Annotated in this window: 22 protein-coding genes; 18 read left to right on the top strand and 4 right to left on the bottom strand. The window is 64.0% G+C overall.

What is annotated here, in order from left to right; genetic code table 11:
• Nucleotides 1-378 precede the first annotated feature (378 nt).
• The 10 genes from mdh (at nucleotide 379) to lpdA (ending at nucleotide 11,546) form a co-directional block, all read left to right on the top strand.
• Entirely contained in the window at nucleotides 379-1,347 is a 969-nt protein-coding gene (gene mdh / locus JT360_RS31125; protein ID WP_214476969.1) for a malate dehydrogenase, read from the top strand.
• 31 nt (nucleotides 1,348-1,378) lie between these two features.
• Nucleotides 1,379-2,572, top strand: a complete 1,194-nt coding sequence (gene sucC / locus JT360_RS31120; protein WP_214476967.1) for an ADP-forming succinate--CoA ligase subunit beta — start codon at nucleotides 1,379-1,381, stop codon at nucleotides 2,570-2,572.
• 4 nt (nucleotides 2,573-2,576) lie between these two features.
• Nucleotides 2,577-2,948 (top strand): cupin domain-containing protein, encoded by a 372-nt coding sequence (locus tag JT360_RS31115; protein WP_214476965.1) that lies wholly within the window; start codon nucleotides 2,577-2,579, stop codon nucleotides 2,946-2,948.
• Nucleotides 2,949-2,951: 3 nt separating this feature from the next.
• Nucleotides 2,952-3,449 (top strand): DUF1579 family protein, encoded by a 498-nt coding sequence (locus JT360_RS31110; protein WP_214476963.1) that lies wholly within the window; start codon nucleotides 2,952-2,954, stop codon nucleotides 3,447-3,449.
• Between the two features lie 12 nt (nucleotides 3,450-3,461).
• Complete coding sequence (gene sucD, locus JT360_RS31105) at nucleotides 3,462-4,364, top strand: succinate--CoA ligase subunit alpha (RefSeq protein WP_214476961.1); 903 nt, start codon at nucleotides 3,462-3,464, stop codon at nucleotides 4,362-4,364.
• Between the two features lie 141 nt (nucleotides 4,365-4,505).
• Nucleotides 4,506-7,493 carry a 2-oxoglutarate dehydrogenase E1 component gene (locus tag JT360_RS31100; RefSeq protein WP_214476958.1) on the top strand — a complete coding sequence of 996 codons (2,988 nt, stop codon included), beginning with the start codon at nucleotides 4,506-4,508 and terminating at the stop codon, nucleotides 7,491-7,493.
• A gap of 45 nt (nucleotides 7,494-7,538) precedes the next feature.
• Nucleotides 7,539-8,819, top strand: coding sequence for a 2-oxoglutarate dehydrogenase complex dihydrolipoyllysine-residue succinyltransferase (odhB, locus tag JT360_RS31095; protein WP_214476956.1), 1,281 nt, complete (start codon nucleotides 7,539-7,541; stop codon nucleotides 8,817-8,819).
• Nucleotides 8,820-8,905: 86 nt separating this feature from the next.
• Nucleotides 8,906-9,364, top strand: coding sequence for a hypothetical protein (locus JT360_RS31090; protein ID WP_214476974.1), 459 nt, complete (start codon nucleotides 8,906-8,908; stop codon nucleotides 9,362-9,364).
• Complete coding sequence (locus JT360_RS31085; protein WP_214476954.1) at nucleotides 9,361-10,116, top strand: SDR family oxidoreductase; 756 nt, start codon at nucleotides 9,361-9,363, stop codon at nucleotides 10,114-10,116. Before JT360_RS31090 ends, JT360_RS31085 begins: the two co-directional genes overlap by 4 nt.
• A gap of 23 nt (nucleotides 10,117-10,139) precedes the next feature.
• Nucleotides 10,140-11,546, top strand: coding sequence for a dihydrolipoyl dehydrogenase (gene lpdA, locus JT360_RS31080; RefSeq protein ID WP_214476952.1), 1,407 nt, complete (start codon nucleotides 10,140-10,142; stop codon nucleotides 11,544-11,546).
• 541 nt (nucleotides 11,547-12,087) lie between these two features.
• Here the strand turns inward: lpdA and JT360_RS31075 are convergent.
• Together JT360_RS31075 and JT360_RS31070 are read right to left on the bottom strand one after the other, a co-directional pair.
• Complete coding sequence (locus JT360_RS31075; protein WP_214476950.1) at nucleotides 12,088-13,155, bottom strand: TraB/GumN family protein; 1,068 nt, start codon at nucleotides 13,153-13,155, stop codon at nucleotides 12,088-12,090.
• Nucleotides 13,156-13,229: 74 nt separating this feature from the next.
• Entirely contained in the window at nucleotides 13,230-14,168 is a 939-nt protein-coding gene (locus tag JT360_RS31070; protein ID WP_214476948.1) for a tyrosine recombinase XerC, read from the bottom strand.
• Nucleotides 14,169-14,282: 114 nt separating this feature from the next.
• On the opposite strand from JT360_RS31070, the gene rimM reads away from it, so the two are divergent.
• On the top strand, nucleotides 14,283-14,882 hold the full coding sequence (gene rimM, locus JT360_RS31065) for a ribosome maturation factor RimM (protein ID WP_214476947.1): 600 nt from the start codon (nucleotides 14,283-14,285) through the stop codon (nucleotides 14,880-14,882).
• Nucleotides 14,879-15,577, top strand: coding sequence for a tRNA (guanosine(37)-N1)-methyltransferase TrmD (trmD, locus tag JT360_RS31060; RefSeq protein WP_214476944.1), 699 nt, complete (start codon nucleotides 14,879-14,881; stop codon nucleotides 15,575-15,577). Before rimM ends, trmD begins: the two co-directional genes overlap by 4 nt.
• Here trmD and JT360_RS31055 read toward each other — a convergent pair.
• The gene (locus JT360_RS31055) at nucleotides 15,559-16,311 is read right to left on the bottom strand and encodes a sulfite exporter TauE/SafE family protein (protein WP_214476942.1); all 753 of its coding nucleotides are present in this window, start codon (nucleotides 16,309-16,311) and stop codon (nucleotides 15,559-15,561) included. The two genes, trmD and JT360_RS31055, sit on opposite strands and share 19 nt — an antisense overlap.
• Before the next feature lie 327 nt (nucleotides 16,312-16,638).
• Here JT360_RS31055 and rplS point away from each other — a divergent pair, with 327 nt between their 5' ends.
• From rplS to JT360_RS31040, 3 genes are all read left to right on the top strand, one after another.
• Complete coding sequence (gene rplS, locus JT360_RS31050; protein ID WP_214476940.1) at nucleotides 16,639-17,178, top strand: 50S ribosomal protein L19; 540 nt, start codon at nucleotides 16,639-16,641, stop codon at nucleotides 17,176-17,178.
• A gap of 157 nt (nucleotides 17,179-17,335) precedes the next feature.
• Nucleotides 17,336-17,752 (top strand): organic hydroperoxide resistance protein, encoded by a 417-nt coding sequence (locus JT360_RS31045; protein ID WP_214476971.1) that lies wholly within the window; start codon nucleotides 17,336-17,338, stop codon nucleotides 17,750-17,752.
• A complete protein-coding gene (locus tag JT360_RS31040) occupies nucleotides 17,749-18,282 on the top strand; it encodes a MarR family winged helix-turn-helix transcriptional regulator (RefSeq protein WP_214476938.1) in 534 nt (177 codons plus the stop codon). Before JT360_RS31045 ends, JT360_RS31040 begins: the two co-directional genes overlap by 4 nt.
• A 68-nt stretch (nucleotides 18,283-18,350) precedes the next feature.
• Here the strand turns inward: JT360_RS31040 and JT360_RS31035 are convergent, their stop codons facing one another.
• Nucleotides 18,351-19,313 (bottom strand): isocitrate lyase/PEP mutase family protein, encoded by a 963-nt coding sequence (locus JT360_RS31035; protein ID WP_214476937.1) that lies wholly within the window; start codon nucleotides 19,311-19,313, stop codon nucleotides 18,351-18,353.
• 171 nt (nucleotides 19,314-19,484) lie between these two features.
• Between JT360_RS31035 and JT360_RS31030 the strand changes: the two genes are divergently transcribed.
• The 3 genes from JT360_RS31030 to JT360_RS31020 all read left to right on the top strand — a co-directional run bounded on the left by JT360_RS31030 (nucleotide 19,485) and on the right by JT360_RS31020 (nucleotide 22,046).
• Nucleotides 19,485-20,282 (top strand): transporter substrate-binding domain-containing protein, encoded by a 798-nt coding sequence (locus tag JT360_RS31030; RefSeq protein ID WP_214476935.1) that lies wholly within the window; start codon nucleotides 19,485-19,487, stop codon nucleotides 20,280-20,282.
• A 263-nt stretch (nucleotides 20,283-20,545) separates the two neighbouring features.
• Nucleotides 20,546-21,355, top strand: a complete 810-nt coding sequence (locus JT360_RS31025; protein ID WP_214476932.1) for an amino acid ABC transporter permease — start codon at nucleotides 20,546-20,548, stop codon at nucleotides 21,353-21,355.
• A 55-nt stretch (nucleotides 21,356-21,410) separates the two neighbouring features.
• Nucleotides 21,411-22,046, top strand: a complete 636-nt coding sequence (locus JT360_RS31020; RefSeq protein ID WP_214476930.1) for a class I SAM-dependent DNA methyltransferase — start codon at nucleotides 21,411-21,413, stop codon at nucleotides 22,044-22,046.
• Nucleotides 22,047-22,218: the final 172 nt, after the last annotated feature.

Here is a 22,218-nt window from a genome sequence, read left to right as displayed (position 1 = left end):
CCCCCGTGTGGGGGAGATGTCCGGCAGGACAGAGGGGGGCGCTGCCCCGCAAACGTCTAAAAGTCGAACACATCGTCTGCGACCCGCATCACAAGGGCGTCATCGCCGGCTTCAAGTCTTACGATTTCCATCCTCATTGTGTAAATTCCCTCAACTTGGCGTACAAACTTTGACGTTTACGTAAATCCCAAACACTCTAACCGATTGAAAATGCTCGCTCCAAAATAATCGTTTGAATTTATCCAGCACCGGGGCTATTGGGTGCGGCGAAATCTCGCGGCTTCCCGCAGCCTTCCAGCCTCTTCCTCGGCACCGTCATCAAGTCGTCAAAGATTTGAGATTTGAGCGCAGTCACAGACAAAGGGAAAACATCCTCACATGGCACGCAACAAGATAGCGCTTATCGGCTCGGGCATGATCGGCGGCACGCTGGCGCACATGATCGGCCTCAAGGACCTCGGCGACGTGGTGCTGTTCGATATTGCCGAGGGCATTCCGCAAGGCAAGGGACTGGATATCGCGCAGTCGTCGCCGGTCGACGGTTTTGATTCCCGCCTGACCGGCGTCAACGACTATGCGGGCATCGAGGGCGCGGACGTCTGCATCGTCACCGCCGGTGTGCCGCGCAAGCCGGGCATGAGCCGCGACGACCTGCTGGGCATCAACCTCAAGGTCATGGAACAGGTCGGCGCCGGTCTCAAGAAATACGCACCGAAGGCCTTCGTCATCTGCATCACCAACCCGCTCGATGCCATGGTGTGGGCGCTGCAGAAGTTTTCCGGCTTGCCCAAGACCCATGTCGTCGGCATGGCCGGCGTGCTCGACAGCGCGCGCTTCCGCTATTTCCTGGCCGAAGAGTTCAAGGTGTCAGTCGAGGACGTCACCGCCTTCGTGCTCGGCGGCCATGGCGATTCCATGGTGCCGATGATCCGCTATTCGACGGTATCGGGCATCCCGCTGCCCGACCTGGTCAAGATGGGCTGGACCTCGAAGGAGAAGCTCGACCAGATCGTCCAGCGCACCCGCGACGGCGGCGCCGAGATCGTCGGCCTGCTCAAGACCGGTTCGGCCTATTACGCACCGGCGGCCTCGGCGATCTCGATGGCGGAAGCCTATCTCAAGGACAAGAAGCGCGTGCTGCCGTGCGCGGCGCACCTCTCCGGCCAGTATGGCGTCAAGGGCACCTATGTCGGCGTTCCCGTGGTGATCGGCGCCGGCGGCGTCGAGCGCATCATCGAGATCGACCTCAACAAGAGCGAACAGAAGATGTTCGAGTCTTCGGTGGCGACGGTGCAGGGCCTGACCGAGGCCTGCGTCAAGATCGCGCCGCAGCTCGCCTCGAAGTGAACCCGCCAAAACAATCTGGAGATAGTTCCCAATGAACATCCATGAATATCAGGGCAAGGCGCTGCTGAAGAGCTTTGGCGCGCCGGTGGCCGAAGGCGTGCCGGTGTTCAAGGCGAGCGAGGCGGAAGCCGCCGCCAAGGCGCTGCCCGGCCCGCTCTATGTGGTGAAGAGCCAGATCCATGCCGGCGGCCGCGGCAAGGGCAAATTCAAGGAGCTCGGCCCCGATGCCAAGGGCGGCGTGCGGCTGGCGAAGTCGGTGGCCGACGTCGTCGCCAACGCCAACGAGATGCTCGGCAACACGCTGGTGACCAAGCAGACCGGCCCGGCCGGCAAGCAGGTCAACCGGCTCTATATCGAGGACGGCGCCGACATCGAGCGCGAGCTCTATCTGTCTGTTCTTGTCGACCGTTCGGTCGGCCGCATCGCCTTCGTCGTCTCGACCGAAGGCGGCATGGATATCGAGGCGGTCGCCCATGACACGCCGGAGAAGATCATCACCGTCGCCATCGATCCGGAAAAGGACGTGACGGCAGCCGATATCAAGGCGCTAAACGCCGCGCTGAAGCTCGACGGCGACGCGGCCAAGGATGGCGGCACGCTGTTCCCTATCCTCTACAAGGCGTTCGTCGAGAAGGACATGAGCCTGCTCGAGGTCAATCCGCTGATCGTCATGAAGAACGGCCGCCTGCGCGTGCTCGACGCCAAAGTGTCGTTCGACAACAACGCGCTGTTCCGTCACCCCGACGTGCTCGAATTGCGCGACACCACCGAAGAGGACGAGAAGGAAATCGAGGCGTCGAAATACGACCTCGCCTATGTCGCGCTCGACGGCAATATCGGCTGCATGGTCAACGGCGCCGGCCTAGCCATGGCGACGATGGACATCATCAAGCTCTATGGCGCCGAGCCGGCCAACTTCCTCGATGTCGGCGGCGGCGCGTCCAAGGAAAAAGTAACGGCGGCGTTCAAGATCATCACCAGGGATCCGGCGGTCAAGGGCATCCTGATCAACATCTTCGGCGGCATCATGAAGTGCGACATCATCGCCGAGGGCGTGATTGCCGCGGTCAAGGAAGTCGGCCTGAAAGTGCCGCTGGTGGTGCGCCTGGAAGGCACAAATGCCGAGCTCGGCAAGAAGATCATCAACGACAGCGGCTTGAACGTGGTCTCGGCGGATGATCTCGACGACGCGGCCAAGAAGATCGTCGCGGCGGTGAAGGGCTGAGCCTGTGCCTCCGCGGAAGATAAATCTGATCGAGGCAGCAGACGCGAAGATCACCAAAGTCTTCGATCCGCATATCGCCGGTGACGTGAACGACAGCCAGGCGAAGGTCGCCAAGTTCGGCGAGGCGTTCGACTGGCACGCGCATGACCATGAGGACGAAGCCTTCCTCGTGCTGCGCGGCCGCATCGCCATCGATTTCCGCGATGGTCCGGTCGAGCTCGGCGAGGGCGATTTCATCGTCGTGCCGCGCGGCGTCGAGCACCGGCCGCGTTCGCTGACCGCGGAACCCGTGGTGCTGATGTTCGAGCCGGCGACGACGCTCAACACCGGCAACGCCAAGAGCGACCTCACCGTCACCGATCTCAAGCGGCTCTGACCCATGAACGCGGCGCCTTTCTCCTCCCTCTCGGCTGACCACCAGCGCCTGCAGGTGCTGGTCGGTGCCTGGCGTGGCGAGGAGGAGATTTCGGGCACGCAGTGGGCCGACGCCGGCACGGCGACTTCCGAAGTGCTGGCCGAGGCGCAATTCGGCGGCCTGATCGTGGTGCAGCGCTATCGCCAGCGCCGCGACGGCACGGTTTCGTTCGGCTCGCACAATGTGTTCGGTTTCGACCAGCAGAATAATGCCGTCACCATGCACCAGTTCGATTCCATGGGCTTCGTGCCGGTGGCTCCGGCAACGGGCATGTGGAACGGCAATGAGCTGGTCCTCGAACGATCGTCACCGCGTGGCGCCGCTCGCGTGACGTATGGTTTTGACGGCGCTGACTCCTACCGCATGAGACTTCAGTTCAAGCCCGCCGGCAGCGATGCCTGGCAAGACGTGGTGAGCGGCATCTACCGGCGTGTCTCGCCTTCCTCGATTAACGGTTTTTAGAAAAGGGCCACCATGTCCATTCTCGTCGACAAGAACACCAAGGTGCTGGTGCAGGGCCTGACCGGCAAGACCGGCACGTTCCACACCGAACAGGCGCTGGCCTATCACGGCACCAAGATGGTGGGTGGCATCCATCCCAAGAAGGGCGGCGAGACCTGGACCGGCTCGAAAGGCGAGGACCTGCCGATCTTCGCCACCGTCGCCGAAGGCAAGGAAAAGACCGGCGCCAACGCCTCGGTCATCTATGTGCCGCCGGCGGGCGCCGGCGAAGCCATCCTGGAGGCGATCGAGGCCGAGATCCCGCTGATCGTCTGCATCACCGAAGGCATTCCGGTGATGGACATGGTCAAGGTCAAGGCCCGGCTCGACCGTTCGACCTCCAGGCTGATCGGTCCAAACTGCCCGGGCGTGCTCACCCCCGACGAATGCAAGATCGGCATCATGCCCGGCAACATCTTCCGCAAGGGCTCGGTCGGCGTTGTTTCGCGCTCGGGAACGCTTACCTATGAGGCAGTATTCCAGACCACCAATGTCGGCCTCGGCCAGACCACCGCCGTCGGCATTGGCGGCGATCCCGTCAAGGGCACCGAGTTCATCGACGTGCTCGAGATGTTCCTTGCCGACGAGGAAACCAAGTCGATCATCATGATCGGCGAGATCGGCGGTTCGGCCGAGGAAGACGCCGCGCAGTTCCTCAAGGACGAAGCCAAGCGTGGCCGCAGCAAGCCGATGGCCGGCTTCATCGCCGGGCGCACGGCGCCGGCCGGCCGCACCATGGGCCACGCCGGCGCGGTGATCTCAGGCGGCAAGGGCGGCGCGGAAGACAAGATCGCGGCGATGGAATCGGCCGGCATCAAGGTATCGCCGTCGCCGGCGCGGCTGGGCACGACGCTGGTCGAGGCGATCAAGGGTTAAGGCAGTAAGGGAGTAGGGCAGTATGGCAGTAGGGGAATAGGAAGAACGGGACGAGCGCGGCTGCTTTCCCTACTGCCTTACTCCCTTACTGCCCTACTCCCCTCCAAAAACAGGAGACGGAGCGCGGCTCCGCAAAGTGACATGGCAAGACAAGATCAGGCCAACGACCAGTTTTCGCTCACCTCTTTCCTCTATGGCGGCAACGCCGATTACATCGACGCGCTCTACGCCGCCTATGAGGACGATCCTGGCTCGGTCAATCCCGAGTGGCAGGAGTTCTTCGCCGGGTTGAAGGACGACGCCGGCGATGTGCGCAGGAATGCCAAGGGCGCCTCCTGGGCGAAGCCCTCCTGGCCGCTGCAGGCCAATGGCGAGCTGGTGTCGGCGCTCGACGGCAATTGGGGCATCGTCGAGAAGCACCTGGAAAAGAAGGTCAAGGACAAGGCGGTCACCAACGGCGTCGTGCTGTCGGACGCCGACGTGCACCAGGCGACGCGCGATTCGGTGCGGGCCATCATGATGATCCGCGCCTTCCGCATGCGCGGCCATCTGCATGCCAATCTCGACCCGCTCGGCATTGCCAAGCCGCTCGAGGACTACAACGAACTGTCGCCGGAAAATTACGGCTTCACCGCAGCCGACTATGACCGGCCGATCTTCCTCGACAATGTGCTTGGGCTCGAATTCGGCACCATCCGGCAGATGCTGGAGATCCTGACGCGCACCTACTGCTCAACGCTTGGCGTCGAGTTCATGCATATTTCCGATCCTGAGGAAAAGGCCTGGATCCAGGCGCGCATCGAGGGCGCCGACAAGGAGATCACCTTCACCGCCACCGGCAAGAAGGCGATCCTGCAGAAGCTGGTCGAATCCGAAGGTTTCGAACAGTTCGCCGACGTCAAGTACAAGGGCACCAAGCGCTTCGGCCTCGATGGCAGCGAGGCGCTGATCCCGGCGCTGGAACAGATCATCAAGCGCGGCGGCCAGCTCGGCATGAAGGAGATCGTGCTCGGCATGGCGCATCGCGGCCGGCTGAATGTGCTCTCGCAGGTGATGGCCAAGCCGCACCGTGCCATCTTCCATGAGTTCAAGGGCGGCTCGGCCGCCCCCGACGAGGTCGAGGGTTCGGGCGACGTCAAGTACCATCTCGGCGCCTCCTCGGATCGCGAGTTCGACGGCAACAAGGTGCATTTGTCGCTGACCGCCAATCCTTCGCATCTGGAGATCGTCGATCCGGTGGTGATGGGCAAGGCGCGCGCCAAGCAGGACTATCTGTTCGGCCGCAGCCGCGAGGAGATCGTGCCGCTGGAAGAGCGCGCCAAGGTGTTGCCGCTCCTGCTGCATGGCGACGCCGCCTTCGCCGGCCAGGGCGTGATCGCCGAAATCCTCGGCCTGTCGGGCCTGCGCGGCCACCGCGTCGCCGGCACGCTGCATTTCATCATCAACAACCAGATCGGCTTCACCACCAATCCGCGCTTCTCGCGCTCGTCGCCCTATCCGTCCGACGTCGCCAAGATGATCGAGGCGCCGATCTTCCACGTCAACGGCGACGATCCGGAAGCGGTGGTCCATGCCACAAAGGTGGCGATCGAATTCCGCATGAAGTTCCACAAGCCGGTGGTGGTGGACATGTTCTGCTACCGCCGCTTCGGCCACAATGAGGGCGACGAACCGGCTTTCACCCAACCGATCATGTATCGCAACATCCGCACCCACAAGACCACGGTGCAGATTTATGGCGACCGCCTGATTGCCGAAGGCCACATCACCCAGGCCGAATTCGACAAGATGAAGGCGGATTGGCGGGCGCATCTGGAATCCGAATGGGAGGTCGGCCAGAGCTACAAGCCCAACAAGGCCGATTGGCTCGACGGCGCCTGGTCGGGCCTGCGCACGGCCGATAACCAGGACGAAACGCGGCGCGGCAAGACCGCCGTGCCGGTCAAGACGCTGAAGGAAATCGGCAAGAAGCTGACCGAGGTGCCGAAGGGTTTCGAGGCGCACAAGACGATCATCCGTTTCCTCGAGAACCGCCGCCAGGCGATCGAAGCCGGCGAGGGCATCGACTGGTCGACGGCCGAGGCTTTGGCCTTCGGCGCCATCCTACTCGACGGCAATCCGATCCGGCTGTCGGGGCAGGATTCCGAACGCGGCACCTTCTCGCAGCGCCACTCCGTGCTCTACGACCAGCGCGACGAGACCCGCTATATCCCGCTCAACAATCTGTCGGCCGCCCAGGCCGGCTACGAAGTCATCAATTCGATGCTGTCGGAAGAGGCGGTACTCGGCTTCGAATATGGCTACAGCCTTGCCGAGCCGAAGGCGCTGACCTTGTGGGAAGCGCAGTTCGGCGATTTCGCCAACGGCGCCCAGGTGGTGTTCGACCAGTTCATCTCCTCGGGCGAGCGCAAGTGGCTCAGAATGTCGGGCCTCGTCTGCCTCTTGCCGCACGGCTATGAAGGCCAGGGCCCGGAACATTCCTCGGCCCGGCTGGAACGCTTCCTGCAGCTTTGCGCCGAAGACAACATGCAAGTGGCCAACTGCACGACGCCGGCCAACTACTTCCACATATTGCGCCGGCAGCTGAAGCGCGACTTCCGCAAGCCGCTGATCCTGATGACGCCGAAGTCGCTGCTGCGCCACAAGCGGGCGGTGTCGACGCTGCCGGAAATGTCGGGCGAAAGCTCGTTCCACCGGCTGCTGTGGGACGATGCCCAGCTGCTGCCCAACCAAGCGATCAAGCTCACCAAGGATTCCAAGATCCGCCGCGTCGTGCTGTGCTCGGGCAAGGTCTATTACGACCTCTACGAGGAGCGCGAGAAGCGCGGCATCAACGACATCTATCTGCTGCGCGTCGAACAGCTCTATCCGTTCCCGGCCAAGGCGCTGATCACCGAACTTTCGCGTTTCCGCAACGCCGAGATGGTGTGGTGCCAGGAGGAGCCCAAGAACATGGGCGCCTGGTCGTTCATCGACCCATATCTGGAATGGGTGCTGGCGCATATCGACGCCAAGCATCAGCGGGTGCGCTACACCGGCCGGCCGGCCGCCGCGTCGCCGGCAACCGGATTGATGTCCAAGCACCTTGCCCAGCTCGCCGCCTTGCTCGAAGACGCGCTCGGTGAATAGAACAGAACCGGGCGAATAGACCTCAAGAAAAAACGGACAGGCACAATGGCTACCGAAATCCGCGTTCCCACTCTCGGCGAATCCGTCACCGAGGCGACCATCGGCAAGTGGTTCAAGAAGGTCGGCGATGCCATTGCCGCCGACGAGCCGCTGGTCGAGCTCGAGACCGACAAGGTAACGGTGGAGGTGCCGGCGGCCGCTGCCGGCACGCTGAGCGAAATCACCGCCAAGGAAGGCGAGACGGTCGGTGTCGGCGCGCTGCTGGGGTCGATTTCGGCAGACGGGGCCGCCGCCTCGCCGGCGACCAAGCCGCAGGCCGTGTCGCAGGCCTCGTCGCCGGACGCAGCGTCGACCACCAAGCAAGCCGCGGCCGAAACCGCCAAGATCGCCGGCGATGCCGGCGCGGTCGAGCCGCGCACCATGCCGCCGGCCCCGGCGGCGGCAAAACTGCTCGCCGAGCACAATTTGTCGGTCGAGCAGCTCTCCGGCTCCGGCAAGCGCGGCCAGGTGCTAAAGGGCGACGTGCTCGACGCCATCTCCAAGGGCGCACCGTCGCAACCGGCCGAAACGCCCAAGGCCGCCCCGGCCCCGGTTGCCGCGCGGGCGCCGTCTTCTGGTGACGACGCGGCGCGCGAGGAGCGCGTGCGCATGACCAAATTGCGCCAGACCATCGCGCGCCGGCTTAAGGAAGCGCAGTCGACCGCCGCCATGCTGACCACCTTCAACGAGGTCGACATGTCAGCGGTAATGGCGCTCAGGACCAAATACAAGGACGTGTTCGAGAAGAAGCACGGCGTGAAGCTCGGCTTCATGGGCTTCTTCACCAAGGCCGTCACTCACGCGCTGAAGGAAATCCCGGCGGTCAATGCCGAGATCGACGGCACCGACATCATCTACAAGAATTTTGCCCATGTCGGCGTTGCGGTCGGCACCGAGAAGGGTCTCGTCGTGCCTGTCGTGCGCGATGCCGACCAGATGTCGATTGCCGAGATCGAGAAGGAAATCGGCCGGCTGGGCATCGCCGCGCGCGACGGCAAGCTTTCGGTCGCCGACATGCAAGGCGGCACGTTCACGATTTCCAATGGTGGCGTTTACGGCTCGCTGATGTCGACGCCGATCCTCAACGCGCCGCAGTCGGGAATTCTGGGCATGCACAAGATCCAGGACCGGCCGGTCGTGGTCGGCGGCCAGATCGTGATCCGGCCGATGATGTACCTGGCGCTCAGCTACGACCACCGCATCGTCGACGGCAAGGAAGCAGTGACCTTCCTGGTCCGCGTCAAGGAAAGCCTGGAGGATCCCGAACGGCTGGTGCTCGATCTCTGAGGCGATCGGATGGCGGCTCGCGGCAGGGGCGGCCACTGATGGCCCGTTCGCTTGGGTCCGCCAGACCGATTGTGCTAGCGGCTGGCATGGTCATGGGTTCGGGAGTTGCCTATGCCGCCTGCCCGATCGAACTCGCCGTCTATGGCGAAGCCCAGAGCGGCAGTGAGATCGATTTCACGCCGAGCGGCAGATCGGCTACCGTCACCAACACTTTCCGCATGATCCTCGACAACAATGTGGTGCTGAACGGCATGGTCATGTGGAACGAGGGCGTGGCGCGGCCGGACGGCGCGCTGATGTACAAATGCCCGGAAGGCGACGTGACCGGCGATGAGCTTGCCGCCTGCTCCTTCTGGCACGGCGTCATCTACACGTCGGACGACAAGGGCAGCATCGGCCTGCTGCCGGCCGAGGGGGTCGAAGCACCGAAGACGCTGATCCTGCCCGATCTCGGGCCGGCGCTGCATCGGTCCAGCGCCTATGGCGGCGGCGGGTTTTCGAAAGTGCCGTGGGATGTGTTTGCCTTGAAGGGATGCCAGGAATGAGTGAGGCACAAAAGGTGCTGCTGGTCACCGGCGGCAGCCGCGGCATCGGCGCCGCCATCTGCCGGCTCGGGTCCAAGGCGGGCTACCGTGTCGCGGTCAATTATGCCACGAACCGGAATGCCGCCGACGCGCTCGTCGCCGAAATCAGGGCTGCCGGCGGTGAAGCGTTTCCGATCAAGGGCAATGTCGGCGTGGAGTCCGATGTGGTGGCCATGTTCGGCGCCGTCGACCGCGCCTATGGCCGGCTTGATGCCTTCGTCAACAATGCCGGCATTGTCGACCTCAAGGCGCGGGTCGACGAAATGTATGTCGCGCGGCTGGAGCGCATGATGCGCATCAACGTCGTCGGCGCGTTCCTGTGCGCCCGCGAGGCGGTGAAGCGCATGTCGACCCGCTACGGCGGCACCGGCGGCGCCATCGTCAACATCTCGTCGGCGGCGGCGGTGCTGGGCTCGCCGGGCGAATATGTCGACTACGCCGCCTCCAAGGGCGCGATCGACACACTCACCATCGGGCTCGCCCGCGAGGTGGCGCTGGAGGGCATCCGCGTCAATGCGGTGCGGCCGGGCATCATCGACACGGACATCCACGCCTCCGGCGGGCAGCCGGACAGGGTGGAGCGCTTCCGCGACATGCTGCCGATGAAAAGGGCGGGCACGGCGGACGAAGTCGCCGGTGCTGTTCTCTATCTTCTATCCGACGCCGCGTCCTATACGACGGGCGCGATTCTGAATGTCAGCGGCGGCCGCTGAGCCCCATCGAGAAGGACAGTATCATGGCTTATGACGTCGTTATCATCGGCTCCGGACCCGGCGGCTATGTCTGCGCCATCAAGGCGGCACAGCTTGGGCTGAAGGTCGCGGTGGTCGAGAAGAACGCGACCTTCGGCGGCACTTGCCTCAACATCGGCTGCATCCCGTCCAAGGCACTGCTCCATGCCTCCGAAATGTTCGCCGAGGCCGGCCATTCCTTCGACACGCTGGGCGTCGAGATATCAGCGCCCACGCTGAACCTGAAGAAGATGATGGCGCACAAGGACGCGACGGTGGCGTCCAACGTCAACGGCGTCGCCTTCCTGTTCAAGAAGAACAAGGTCGATAGTTTCCGCGGCACCGGCAAGGTGGTCGCGGCCGGCAAGGTCTCGGTGACCGGCGAGGACGGCAAGGTCGAGGAGATCGAGACCAGGAACATCGTCATCGCCACAGGTTCCGATGTCACCGGCATTCCAGGCGTCAAGGTCGATTTCGACGAGAAGGTCATCGTGTCGTCGACCGGCGCTTTGTCGCTGGAGAAGGTTCCGGGCCATCTGGTGGTGGTCGGCGGCGGCGTCATCGGGCTCGAGCTCGGCTCGGTGTGGGCGCGGCTCGGCGCCAAGGTTACCGTGGTCGAGTTCCTCGACACCATCCTGGGCGGCATGGACGGCGAGGTCTCCAAGCAATTCCAGCGGCTGCTCTCCAAGCAGGGTTTCGAGTTCAAGCTCGGCGCCAAGGTCACCGGCGTCGCCAAGGCCAAGAAGGGCGCCAGCGTCACCTTCGAACCGGTCAAGGGCGGTGCTGCCGAAACCATCGATGCCGACGTCGTGCTGATCTCGACCGGCCGCCGCGCCTATTCCGACAGTCTCGGCCTGAAGGAGGCGGGCGTCGAGGTCGACGAACGCGGCCAGGTCAAGACTGACGGCCATTTGCGGACCAACATATCCGGCATCTACGCGATCGGCGATGTCATCGCCGGGCCGATGCTGGCGCACAAGGCAGAGGACGAGGGCGTAGCGGTGGCCGAAGCCATCGCCGGCCAGGCCGGCCACGTGAATTACGACGTCATTCCGAGCGTCGTCTACACCAGCCCGGAAATCGCCTCGGTCGGCAAGACCGAGGAGGAACTGAAGAAGGCCGGCATCGACTACAAGGTTGGAAAATTCCCCTTCACCGCCAATGGCCGGGCGCGCGCGATGCTGCACACGGACGGCTTCGTGAAGATCCTCGCCGACAAGCAAAGCGACCGTGTGCTCGGCGTCCACATCGTCGGCTTCGGCGCCGGCGAGATGATCCACGAGGCTGCGGTGCTGATGGAGTTCGGCGGCTCGTCGGAGGATCTCGCCCGCACCTGCCACGCGCATCCGACAATGTCGGAAGCAGTGAAGGAAGCGGCGCTGGCCACCTTCTTCAAGCCGATCCACATCTAAGGGCCTTTCGGGCGCCATCGCCAAAGCAAAACGGCCCGCTTTTCAGCGGGCCGTTGATATTCGATCGGGCCGATTACTGAGCCGGTGCTGGCGCAGGGGCCGGAGCAGGAGCCGGCGCTGGTGCTGGTGCTGGTGCCGGCGCTGGTGCTGGAGCGGGCGCAGGAGCCGGTGCGGGCGCCGGAGTAGCCGGCTTCATCGGTTCAGCCGGCGCGGGCGCCGGGGCCGGTGTGCTGGCTGCTGGCGGCTCGGCGGGTGCCGGATGCTCGCCGCGTCTTCCGAAAACATAATACGCGACAATCGCCAGGATAACGACGACCAGCGCTATCAGCCAGGGGCTGCCGCCACCGCGGCCCGGCCGTGGAGCATTGGTGGTCGAATTGTACGGGTCGTTCGGGTTTGGTGTGTTCGCCATAAAAGTGTCCTCCAAGAAAATGAAAATGATCAATCAACAGCCATCAACGCGCAACCGTTGAATGGGTTTCACGCTAGCGGAGGAAAACGCCGGAAACGCGGCGCTTGCGGGCCTCCGCTGCCATCCGACTCAATTGACGGCGGTGACAGTATAACCGGCTTTGCGAAAATCCTCGACCAGACCCTCGGGACCGGGAAGGTGCAGCGCGCCGACCGCCATGAAGGCGTTGCCCCTGGCCAGGATCGGCCCGGCGTGGTCGACCATCACCTTGTTGCGGCTGGTGATCATGGTTTCCTCGAAGGCCGCATAGCCGGCTGCGTCGTTCTGCTCTTCGGGCATGGCGGCGCGGAACAGCGGCCAGAACATGCCGGTGTCGCCGCGCTGGTAGAGCAGGATCATCGTTTCGTTGATGTCGTTGACCTTGTCGCCCAGCTTCAGCGTGTCGACCAGGCCCTTCATGTGAAAGGCGAGCGGCAGCGAAGCCATGGCGCGGAGCTGGCTCTCGGCTGTCTCCAGTCCTTCCACCGGCTTGCCGGCGCCCTTGGCACTCTCGGCCAGCTTGACGTCGAGCACCGGTGCACCGCCGGACTGGCGGGCCAGTTCGCACGCCGGAAGCGCCATCATGGCCGACAGCATCCATGGTTTCATCTTGGCGACCGTCGCCGGCGGGATGCCGCGAGCGTCGAGCGCGGCATTCATGGCCGCCGCTTCGTCCGGCTTCAGCAATGACGACAGCGTCGTGGAGTCGGTGAACATCATCAGGTCCGGCTCTTTCAGCATCGCCGCCATCATCTTCTGCTTGTCGAGCACGTCGGTGGTCTCGATGATGAGGGTGCCGGCGGCGTCAAAGGCCTTCTGCGCTTGCGGCGGCAGCGTGGTGACGCGCGGGTCGGTCATGTGCATGGTGCCGAAGAGGAAGGATGGCTGTTCGCCAGACTTTTCCAACTTCCACAGCAGGCTCTTGCCGTTCGGCGTCGCGGCGGCTTCCGCCTCGATCTTCTGGTAGGCTGCCGGGTCATTCTTCTGCAGGGCCGACACCATGTCGGCGCCGGTGCAGGTCGGGATTTCCGCATGCGCCCTGCCGGCCGCGAACAGCAGGGCGGCGAGGAAAGACAGGAAAAACAGCATGTTGAGCGCGACGAGCAGCTTCAGCGATATGGAAGCTGCACGATCGGCGATGGCGATGACGCGTTTCATGACACCGTTCGTAGGCCCAAAAAGCGGCAAAACGGTTAACCTGTGCCGAGAAATTGTCCTGACCGGCTATCGTATCACGCCCTGGGATGGGCGGACTCGTAAATCTCCAGCAGCCTTGCGGTGTCGACGCCGGTATAGATCTGCGTCGTCGACAGGCTGGCGTGGCCGAGCAGTTCCTGGATGGTGCGCAAATCGCCGCCGCGGCCGAGCAGATGCGTGGCGAAGGAATGGCGCAGCGCGTGCGGTGTCGCGGTATCCGGCAGGTTGAGCGCCGAGCGCAGTTTCGCCATGTCGCGCTGGATGATGGCCGGGTTGAGCGGGCCGCCGCGCGCGCCGCGAAACAACAGGCCCTTCGGATCGAGATGATAGGGGCAGAGCCGGCGGTATTCCGCGATCGCCCTGAGCGCCACCGGCAGCACCGGCACCAGCCGCGTCTTGCCGCCCTTGCCGGTGACGCGCAGCACGGTGTCGGCTTCCGACGCCAGATCGGCGCCGGCGAGGCCGAGCGCTTCCGAAATGCGCAGACCAGAGCCATAGAGCAGCGTCAGCACGGCCGCGTTGCGGGCAGCGATCCAGGGTTCTTCCGCCAGTTGGCCTTCCACCGACACGACATGTTTGGCGTCGCTTGCCGTCAGCGGCTTGGGCAACGATTTGGGCTGGCGCGGCGCGCGCAGCGCGGCTGCACCCGCCGCATTGACGAGACCGCGCCGCTCGAGAAAACGCAGCAGCGAGCGGATGCCGGCCAGTCCGCGGCCGAGCGTGCGGGCGCCGGCGCCAGCATTGCGGCGGGCGGCGAGAAAGCCGCGCAGGTCGGCCGGGCGCAGATTGGCGATGTCCGAAATGCCCGGCGAGCCGCCGCAATGGCCGGTGAGGAAATGCAGGAATTGACGCGTGTCGCGCTCGTAGGCTTCCACCGTCTCGGGCGACAGCCGGCGTTCTCGCGCGAGCATCGTCAGCCAGCTTTCACGCGCCGCCTGGAGATCGGGTTTGGCCGGGATGAGGAATTCCTGCATGGCGTCGTTCCGGTTCCCCGGCATTTTCCGACAAGCGGGTTAGGAAGCGGTGAAGAGGCCGTCATTGAAATGACGACCGGCTGGGGTTAGAGCAAAGCCAAAGGATTTCGCGCCATGAGCAAGCCCCAGAACCCTGTCCAGATGGCCGTGATCGGCGCCGCCCACGGCATCAAGGGTGAGCTCAGGGTGAAAACCTTCACCGGTGAGCCGATGGCGCTGGCCGATTATGGGCCGCTCTATGCCAGGGATGGCCGCGCCTTCCAGATCATCGATATCAGGCCCGCCAACACCGTCGTCGTGGTGCGCTTCAAAGGCATCAACGACCGCAACGCCGCCGAGGCGCTGGCCGGTACCGAACTGTTCGTCGACCGCTCGATGCTGCCCGACGATGGCGAGGAGGATGAATTCTACCATGCCGACCTGATCGGACTGGACATCCGGGACGATACCGGCGCTGCCATCGGCAAGGTGGTCGCGGTGCATAATTTCGGCGGCGGCGACATTCTCGATGTGACGCTCGCCGGGCGCAAGGGCGTGCTGATCCCGTTCACGCAGGCCGCCGTGCCGCAGGTGTCGATCGCCGAAGGCTTTGTCCGTGTCGACCCGGCGGCGGCCGGGCTTGTCGACGATGAGGATGGCGATGCGCCGCGCGAGGACGATTTCGACCCGAAGGGCAGGCCGCGCGGACCGCGCGATGCCGGGGGCAACCGTTGAGTTTCGCCGCCTCGGTGCTGACGCTCTATCCCGAGATGTTTCCGGGCGCGCTCGGCCTGTCGCTGGCCGGGCGGGCGCTGGAGGCCGGCACATGGTCGCTTGAAGCGATCCAGATCCGCGACTTCGCCACCGACCGCCACCGCACCGTTGACGACACCCCGGCCGGCGGCGGCGCCGGCATGGTGATGCGCGCCGATGTGCTCGCCAGGGCGATCGACCATGCTTCGCCTCCGGGCGACGCGCGTCCGCGCCTGCTGATGAGCCCGCGCGGCAAACCGCTGACGCAGGCGCGTGTGCGGGAACTCGCCGCCGGGCCGGGCGCCGTCATCCTGTGCGGCCGCTTCGAAGGCGTCGACCAGCGGGTGATCGACGCACGGGAATTGGAGGAAGTCTCGATCGGCGATTTCATCCTGTCCGGCGGCGAGCCTGCCGCACTGGTGCTGCTTGACGCGGTGGTGCGGCTGCTGCCCGGCGTCATGGGCAACGCGGTGTCGGGTGAGGAAGAGAGCTTCGAGAACGGCCTGCTCGAACATCCGCATTACACGCGGCCGCAGGAGTTCGAGGGGCGGGAGATTCCCGAAGTGCTGATCTCCGGCAATCATAAGAAGATCGCGGCGTGGCGGCGGGATCAGGCCGAGAGGCTGACTAGGGAGAGACGGCCGGACCTGTTGGTCACTCAGCCCTTGCCAAAGTAGTAGAACGCCAGAAACAGGCCGACGGCGACGACGAAGCCGCGCACCAAATTCTGCGGCACGCGCTTGGCGATCCACACGCCGGCATAGCCGCCGAGCGCGCCGCCGGGAATCATGACGATCGCCTGCGGCCAGGCGACCACGCCGCCAGAGACGAAGACGACGATGGCGACCGCCGCGATGACCACGGCCAGCATGTTCTTCAGCGCGTTCAGCCGGTGGTAGTCGCCGGCTTGCGTCAGGCCGAGCGTCGCCAGCATCATCACGCCCATGCCGGCGCCGAAGAAGCCGCCATAGATGGCGGTGAGGAACTGCGCCAGCGAACCGGCGAGCGAGCCCACCGCCGCCTCATGCCCGGGCTTTGGCGCCGGCTTCAGCCATGGTCCGGCGGCAAACAGCGCGGTTGCGCAGAGCAGCAGCCATGGCACCAGGGCGCGAAACGACGGATTGGACAGCGCCAAAAGGATAAAGGCGCCAGCCAGCGCGCCGGCCGCCGAGATCAGGCTAAGCAGCAGGGCGCCACGCCAGAAATGCCGGATGTCGTCCCAATAGGCCAGCGTCGAGGTGATGTAGCCCGGAAATTGCGTCACTGACGAGGTGGCGTTGGCGACGATCGGCGGCAGGCCGACCAATGTCATGGCGCCGAAGGTGATGAAGGTGCCGCCGCCGGCGACCGCATTGGCGGCGCCTGACAGGAAGCCCGCGAGGAAAAGCAGGATGGCGTCGAAAACAGACATGGGATGCGGCCAAGGAGAACTGTGCTATTTCAGGCTTAGGGAGCAGGAACGGCCGACGCAACCCGGCACGGCGGGATTACGATGGAGCCATGCAGGTAAAAAATGCGCGGCCAAGGCGTGACAAAGCGCCGAAATAGCTGTATGTGCCCGCCCGTACCGGCAAGAAAACTGTGCCGGACCCGTCAACAATGACGGTGTAGTCGCCCCTGCCCGATGTTTTGAAGACGGATGTCTCAGAGACAAAGGGCATAACCGAGCGGTCATTGGAACTGTAAGGCGAGCGTAGGGCGCTCTGACTGTCGGAAGAACAAGAAGTGGATTATTGAGATGGATATTCTCCGTCAGCTCGAAGCCGAACAGGCCGCCAAGATCGAAGCCAAGCGCAAGCTTCCCGAATTCCAGCCCGGCGACACCGTGCGCGTCCAGGTCCGCGTGACCGAAGGCACCCGCACCCGCGTCCAGGCTTACGAGGGCGTCGTCATCGCCCGCGCCGGTTCTGGCTTCCAGGAAAATTTCACCGTCCGCAAGATTTCCTACGGCGAAGGCGTCGAGCGCGTGTTCCCGGTCTACTCGCCGATGGTCGAGGGCGTCGAGATCGTGCGCCGCGGCAAGGTGCGTCGCGCCAAGCTCTATTACCTGCGTGACCGTCGCGGCAAGTCGGCCCGTATTTCGGAAAACACCGGCGTGCGCGCCCGCAAGCTCAACGATGAGGAGCGCGACGCGCTGAACGCCGAGAAGGCCCGCATCGAGGCCGAGAAGGTCGCGGCAGCCCAGGCGCTGGCCGCCGAGACGGCCGCCAAGGAAGCCGCCGAGAAGAAGGCCGCCGACGAGGCAGCCAAGGCCGCTGAAGCGACCCCGGCCGAATAAGGCTTTCTCGACAAGGTTTTTGAAAAAGGCGGCTTCGGTCGCCTTTTTTCGTTTCACCAGACTTGTGAATGCCTTCAGCTCCAGAAATCACGCGCGGCAGTTGACGCGATATTATCTTGTGTACTAAATAATCGTGTACAAGTGAATTGGAGATTTGATTATGGCGCTCTATACGACACAGGCACACGTCACCGGCGGCCGCGCCGGCCATGGCGAGACCAGCGACGGTCTGCTCAAGGTCGACCTGGCGATGCCCAAGGAGCTCGGCGGGCCGGGTGGGGCGACCAACCCCGAACAGCTTTTTGCGATCGGCTACGCGGCCTGCTTCGAAAGCGCCGTCCGCTTCGTCGCGCGCAAGCAGAAGCTGCCGCTTAGGGATGCCGCGGTAACCGCCACCGTCAGTCTTCTTCCCAATGGCGAGGGCTTCAAGCTCGGTGTCGCGCTCGCGGCGGAGACGAAAGGCCTTGATCAGGCTGCGGCGGAAGCGCTTGTATCGGAGGCGCACAAGATCTGTCCCTATTCAAACGCCGTCAGGGGCAATGTCGATGTAGCGCTTTCGGTAAAGGCGGCATGACGGGAAAGACAACAAAGAGCGCCAGCGACGTCCCGGCGGAGGCCGCCGGGACGATCAGGGTTCCACGGCTCGATCAGCAGCTCTGCTTCGCGCTCTATTCGGCGAGCGGGCTGATGACCAAGGCGTATCGGCCGCTGCTCGAGCCACTTGGTCTCACCTATCCGCAATATCTGGTGATGCTGGCGCTGTGGGAGCGTGCGCCGAGCACGGTGGGCGAACTGGGCGCGGCGCTGGGCCTGGATTCCGCGACACTGACGCCGCTGATCAAGCGGATGGAAGCAGGCGGTCTCGTAACCCGCCGGCGCGATGCCGCCGACGAGCGCCGGGTGCTGGTCGAGCCGACCGCCAAGGGCCGGGCGCTGCGGGCGCACGCGCAGGATGTGTCATCGGCACTTGCCTGCAGCGTGCCGCTGGAACCGGGCGAAGTGAAAGCCCTGCACGCGACACTCACCAGTCTTGTGGCGACGATGCGCGAGGCAAGTGACCGCCGCGACGAGCGAGATGGGTCCCCCTTCAACTCTCCATCTTGACGCAGTCCCCAGGGACTTTGCTATGCGCTTTTCCCGGGAAGCCGTGTCACCTGAAATGGCCTCAGGAATCAAATGGTTTGCGCGGGGTGGCGCAGCGATTGCCAGGACGGTGCGGTTTCGAGACTTGAGAACTCTCCCGCCGCGATGCCGCGCAAGATCTCCAGCAATGCCCCGCTAGCGGCTCGCGCCAACGATCCGCCAAGGCTCACGCGGCGAACACCGGCATCGGCGATCTGATCAAAGGTCAGTCCGGAAACGCCTTGCCCCAGGACGTGGTTGACCGGCGCGCCCACCGATCGGCAGATCCTGCGCAAGCCCTCCAAGTTCTGGATACCGGGCGCATAAAGGACGTCTGCTCCCAATGCCTCGAAGCGCTGCAGCCGGCGAATTGCCTCGTCCAAATCATAGGCGCCCTTGCCGATGCCATCGGCACGGGCGGTCAGGACGATATCATGCCGGCGCGCGGCTTCCGCCGCCACGGCGACACGCGCGACGGCGTCATCGAATTCGCGAATCGGCTGCGAAGGATCGGGCATCCGGTCTTCAATCGAGACGCCTGCCAATCCGGCTTCGGCCGCGAGCCTGATAGTTTCGGCGACGCCATCGGCGGTGCCAGCATAACAATCCTCAAGGTCGGCGGTTACGGGGAGGGTGGTCGAGGCGGCAATCTCCGCGGCATAGGCCAGGCTTTCGTCGCGGCTAACGTCGTTCGCTCCGTCCTTCCTGCCGCGTGAGAATGCGTACCCGGACGAAGTGGTCGCCAGCGCCTTGAAGCCCAGCTGGGCCATCATCCGGGCGCAGGCGACGTCCCAGGGATTGGGAATGATGAAGCATCCGGTGGCGTGCAGCCCGCGGAAGGTTTGAACTTTCTCCGAGCGGGATGTCACGGGACGAACGCTCCTGTTTCTATTTCTGACTTGATACGGCAGGCTGCCGGTCGTCCGGACGCAAGGCTGTTCGCCCCGTCTCTGGAGAGCGCGGCCACCGACGAAATCAACCTCCGCGACAGCGATCACGCCGCAGAATGACATGCCGGCCCGGTTATGTCCCCAAATCCTCCGATAAAGGCATTCAAATCCGTTTTCACCTGTCTTGACGCAGCGGACCGTCTTGCATGGCGCTTGGGGGAAGCTAAAGTCGGCGCCGGATTTTCCAGTAAGCCCGGCCAATGTCCGGGCGCTTTCAATTTCGGGGAGTGTGTCATGACCAAATCGAAACTGCTGCTGGCCGGCCTGCTTGCCCTCGTCCTGGCGCCAATTGCCGCCTTCGCACAGGCGCTGCCGGATCTCGGCGGCAAGAAGGTGGTGGTGGTGACCGAAAATGCCTATCCGCCGCTGCAGTTCATCGACGCCAAGACGGGAAAACAGATCGGCTGGGAATATGACGCGATGAACGAGATCGCCAAGCGGCTGAATTTCAAGGTCGAGTACCAGAACACCTCCTGGGACGCGATGATCCAGGCGGTTTCCGACAACCAGTACAACATCGGCATGACCGGCATCACCATCAAGGACGACCGCAAGCAGAAGGTCGACTTCTCCGATCCCTACATGCGTTCGGAGCAGTTCATGCTGGTGCGCGGCGACGAAAGCCGCTTCAGCGACGCCAAGACCTTCGGCGCCTTCAAGGACGGGCTGATCGGCGCTCAAGCCGGCACGACGCCGTTCTACACCGCCGTCTACAGCGTCCTCGACGGCAATGAGCAGAACCCGCGCATCAAGCTGTTCGAGACCTTCGGCGCCACGGTGCAGGCCTTGAAGTCGGGCGACGTCGATGTCGTGCTGACCGACGGCACCGCCGGCAAGGGCTATGTCGATGCTTCGCAGGGCAAGCTGAAGCTGATCGGCGGCCCGCTCGGCACCGAGGATTTCGGCTTCATCTTCCCCAAGGGATCGGATCTGGTGAAGCCGGTCAACGCCGCGATCGCGGCGCTGAAGGCCGATGGGACGTTGGACGCGCTGAACAAGAAGTGGTTCCTTGATTACAAGATGGGGCAGTGAGCCGTCTTGGCACGGTTTGGCGGTGAGGCGCACGAACTCGCGCTGACTCTGCGCTTGAACACCCCCCTCTGTCCTGCCGGACATCTCCCCCGCAAGGGGGGAGATCGGCTGTACAACCCGCTTCCGCAAATATCCAAGGTTGAAGAAAATGCGCAGCCGACCAAGCTGCTGATCTCCCCCCTTGCGGGGGAGATGTCCGGCAGGACAGAGGGGGGTTGCTGGGCGGCTTGCGTTCGCGATTTTCATTTCTCCGGCCGCGCCTGATGGCACCGCCTTCATCCACCAAGCCCGACTTCCCCTGGTGGCTTGCCGTTGCCGCCGTCCTTGCGTTGGCGGGGGCTTTGTTCATCGCTACCAGCGATCTCTATGCCCAGGTCTTCGCCACTGTCGCCAAGGGCATCGGCATCACCGTCTTCGTCACCGTGGTCGCTTTCGCCCTGGCGTCGATCATCGGTCTCGGCATTGCGCTGATGGGCCTGTCGGGCTCGCGCCTGATGCGGCAGACGGCGCGCTTCTATGTCGAGATCATCCGCGGCGTGCCGATCCTGGTGCTGCTGTTCTGGATTGCGTTTGCCGGCGCGCCGGCCTTCGTCGCGGCGTGGAACGCGCTGACCGCGCCGCTGCAGAATGCCGGCCTGTTTGGTGAACTGCTGGTGCGCGACGTGTCGCTTCTGTGGCGCGCCATCATGGCGCTCACCATCGGCTATTCAGCTTTCATCTCCGAGGTTTTCCGGGCCGGCATTCAGGCGGTCGAAAAGGGCCAGATCGAGGCGGCGAAGGCGCTGGGGCTGAGCCGCGCGCAGCGGTTCCGGCTGATTGTCTTTCCGCAGGCGATCCGCACCATATTGCCGCCGCTCGGCAATGATTTCGTCGCCCTGGTCAAGGATTCCTCGCTGGTCTCGGTGCTCGGCGTCGCCGACATCACCCAGATGGGCAAGGTCTATGCCGCCGGCTCGTTCCGCTTCTTCGAGACCTATTCGATAACAGCCTATATCTATCTCATCCTGACCGTCGGCCTGTCGCTGGCGCTGAGGGCACTGGAGCGGCGCTTGCGCCGCCAGCACGAGGAATAGTTTTTGCGCGCAGACAGCGCTACGATCCTCGACATATTTTCGGTGAGGAGATCTCATGATCGTCGACAAGGCCAATGCGGCGCTGGATTCCGTCTATGGCGCCGACACGCCGGAAACGTTGGCGCAAGCCTATGCCGCCTGGGCCGCGACTTATGACAGCGAGACCGCTTCGCTCGGCTATCTGCTCCCGTTCCTGATCACCGCCTGGGTGGCTCGCCACGTTCCGCCGGCTGAAGGGCCTCTGCTCGACGCCGGCTGCGGCACCGGCCTGTCGGGGCCGTCACTGAAAGCGCTGGGCTATGGCGACATCGCCGGGCTGGATCTCTCGGACGACATGCTGAAGATCGCCGGCAGCCGCAACGCCTACAGCGAGCTGAAACAGGCGATGCTGGGCGGGAAGCTGCCATGGCCCGACGGCCATTTCCGCGCTTTCTTCTCGACCGGCGTGTTCACCATCAGCCATGCACCGGCTTCCGGCCTGCACGAACTGGTGCGCATCACGAAAAAGGGCGGTCACGCCATCTTCACCGTCCGCGACCAGGTCTTTGAAAGCGGCGGCTTCCAGGCTGTCTTCGACGAGCTGACGCAGGCGAAGAAATGGCGACCGGTCGAGCAGAGCCCGTGGTTCCGCTGCTATGCCATCGCCGAGCCGGACGCGCTGGTGAAGACGTTTGTATTTGAGGTGCTGTAGCGGAGTGGGCCTACAAATAGTCTCAAATTGGAATGATCAACTGTCAAAATTGGTGCTGCCCCTCATCGCCCTGCCGGGCACTTCTCCCCGTATAGTGACGGGGAGAAGGGGCTGGCCGCAACGCCGGCTCTCTTTTTGCAACGCTGGTGGTTGGCGAAGGCATTGATGAGAG

It is taken from the genome of Mesorhizobium sp. dw_380, assembly GCF_018588885.1.
In the GTDB taxonomy this organism is placed as follows: Bacteria; Pseudomonadota; Alphaproteobacteria; order Rhizobiales; family Rhizobiaceae; genus Mesorhizobium.
Note: the sequence above shows the minus strand (reverse complement) of the source record. Positions and strands in the feature narration are given on the sequence as shown.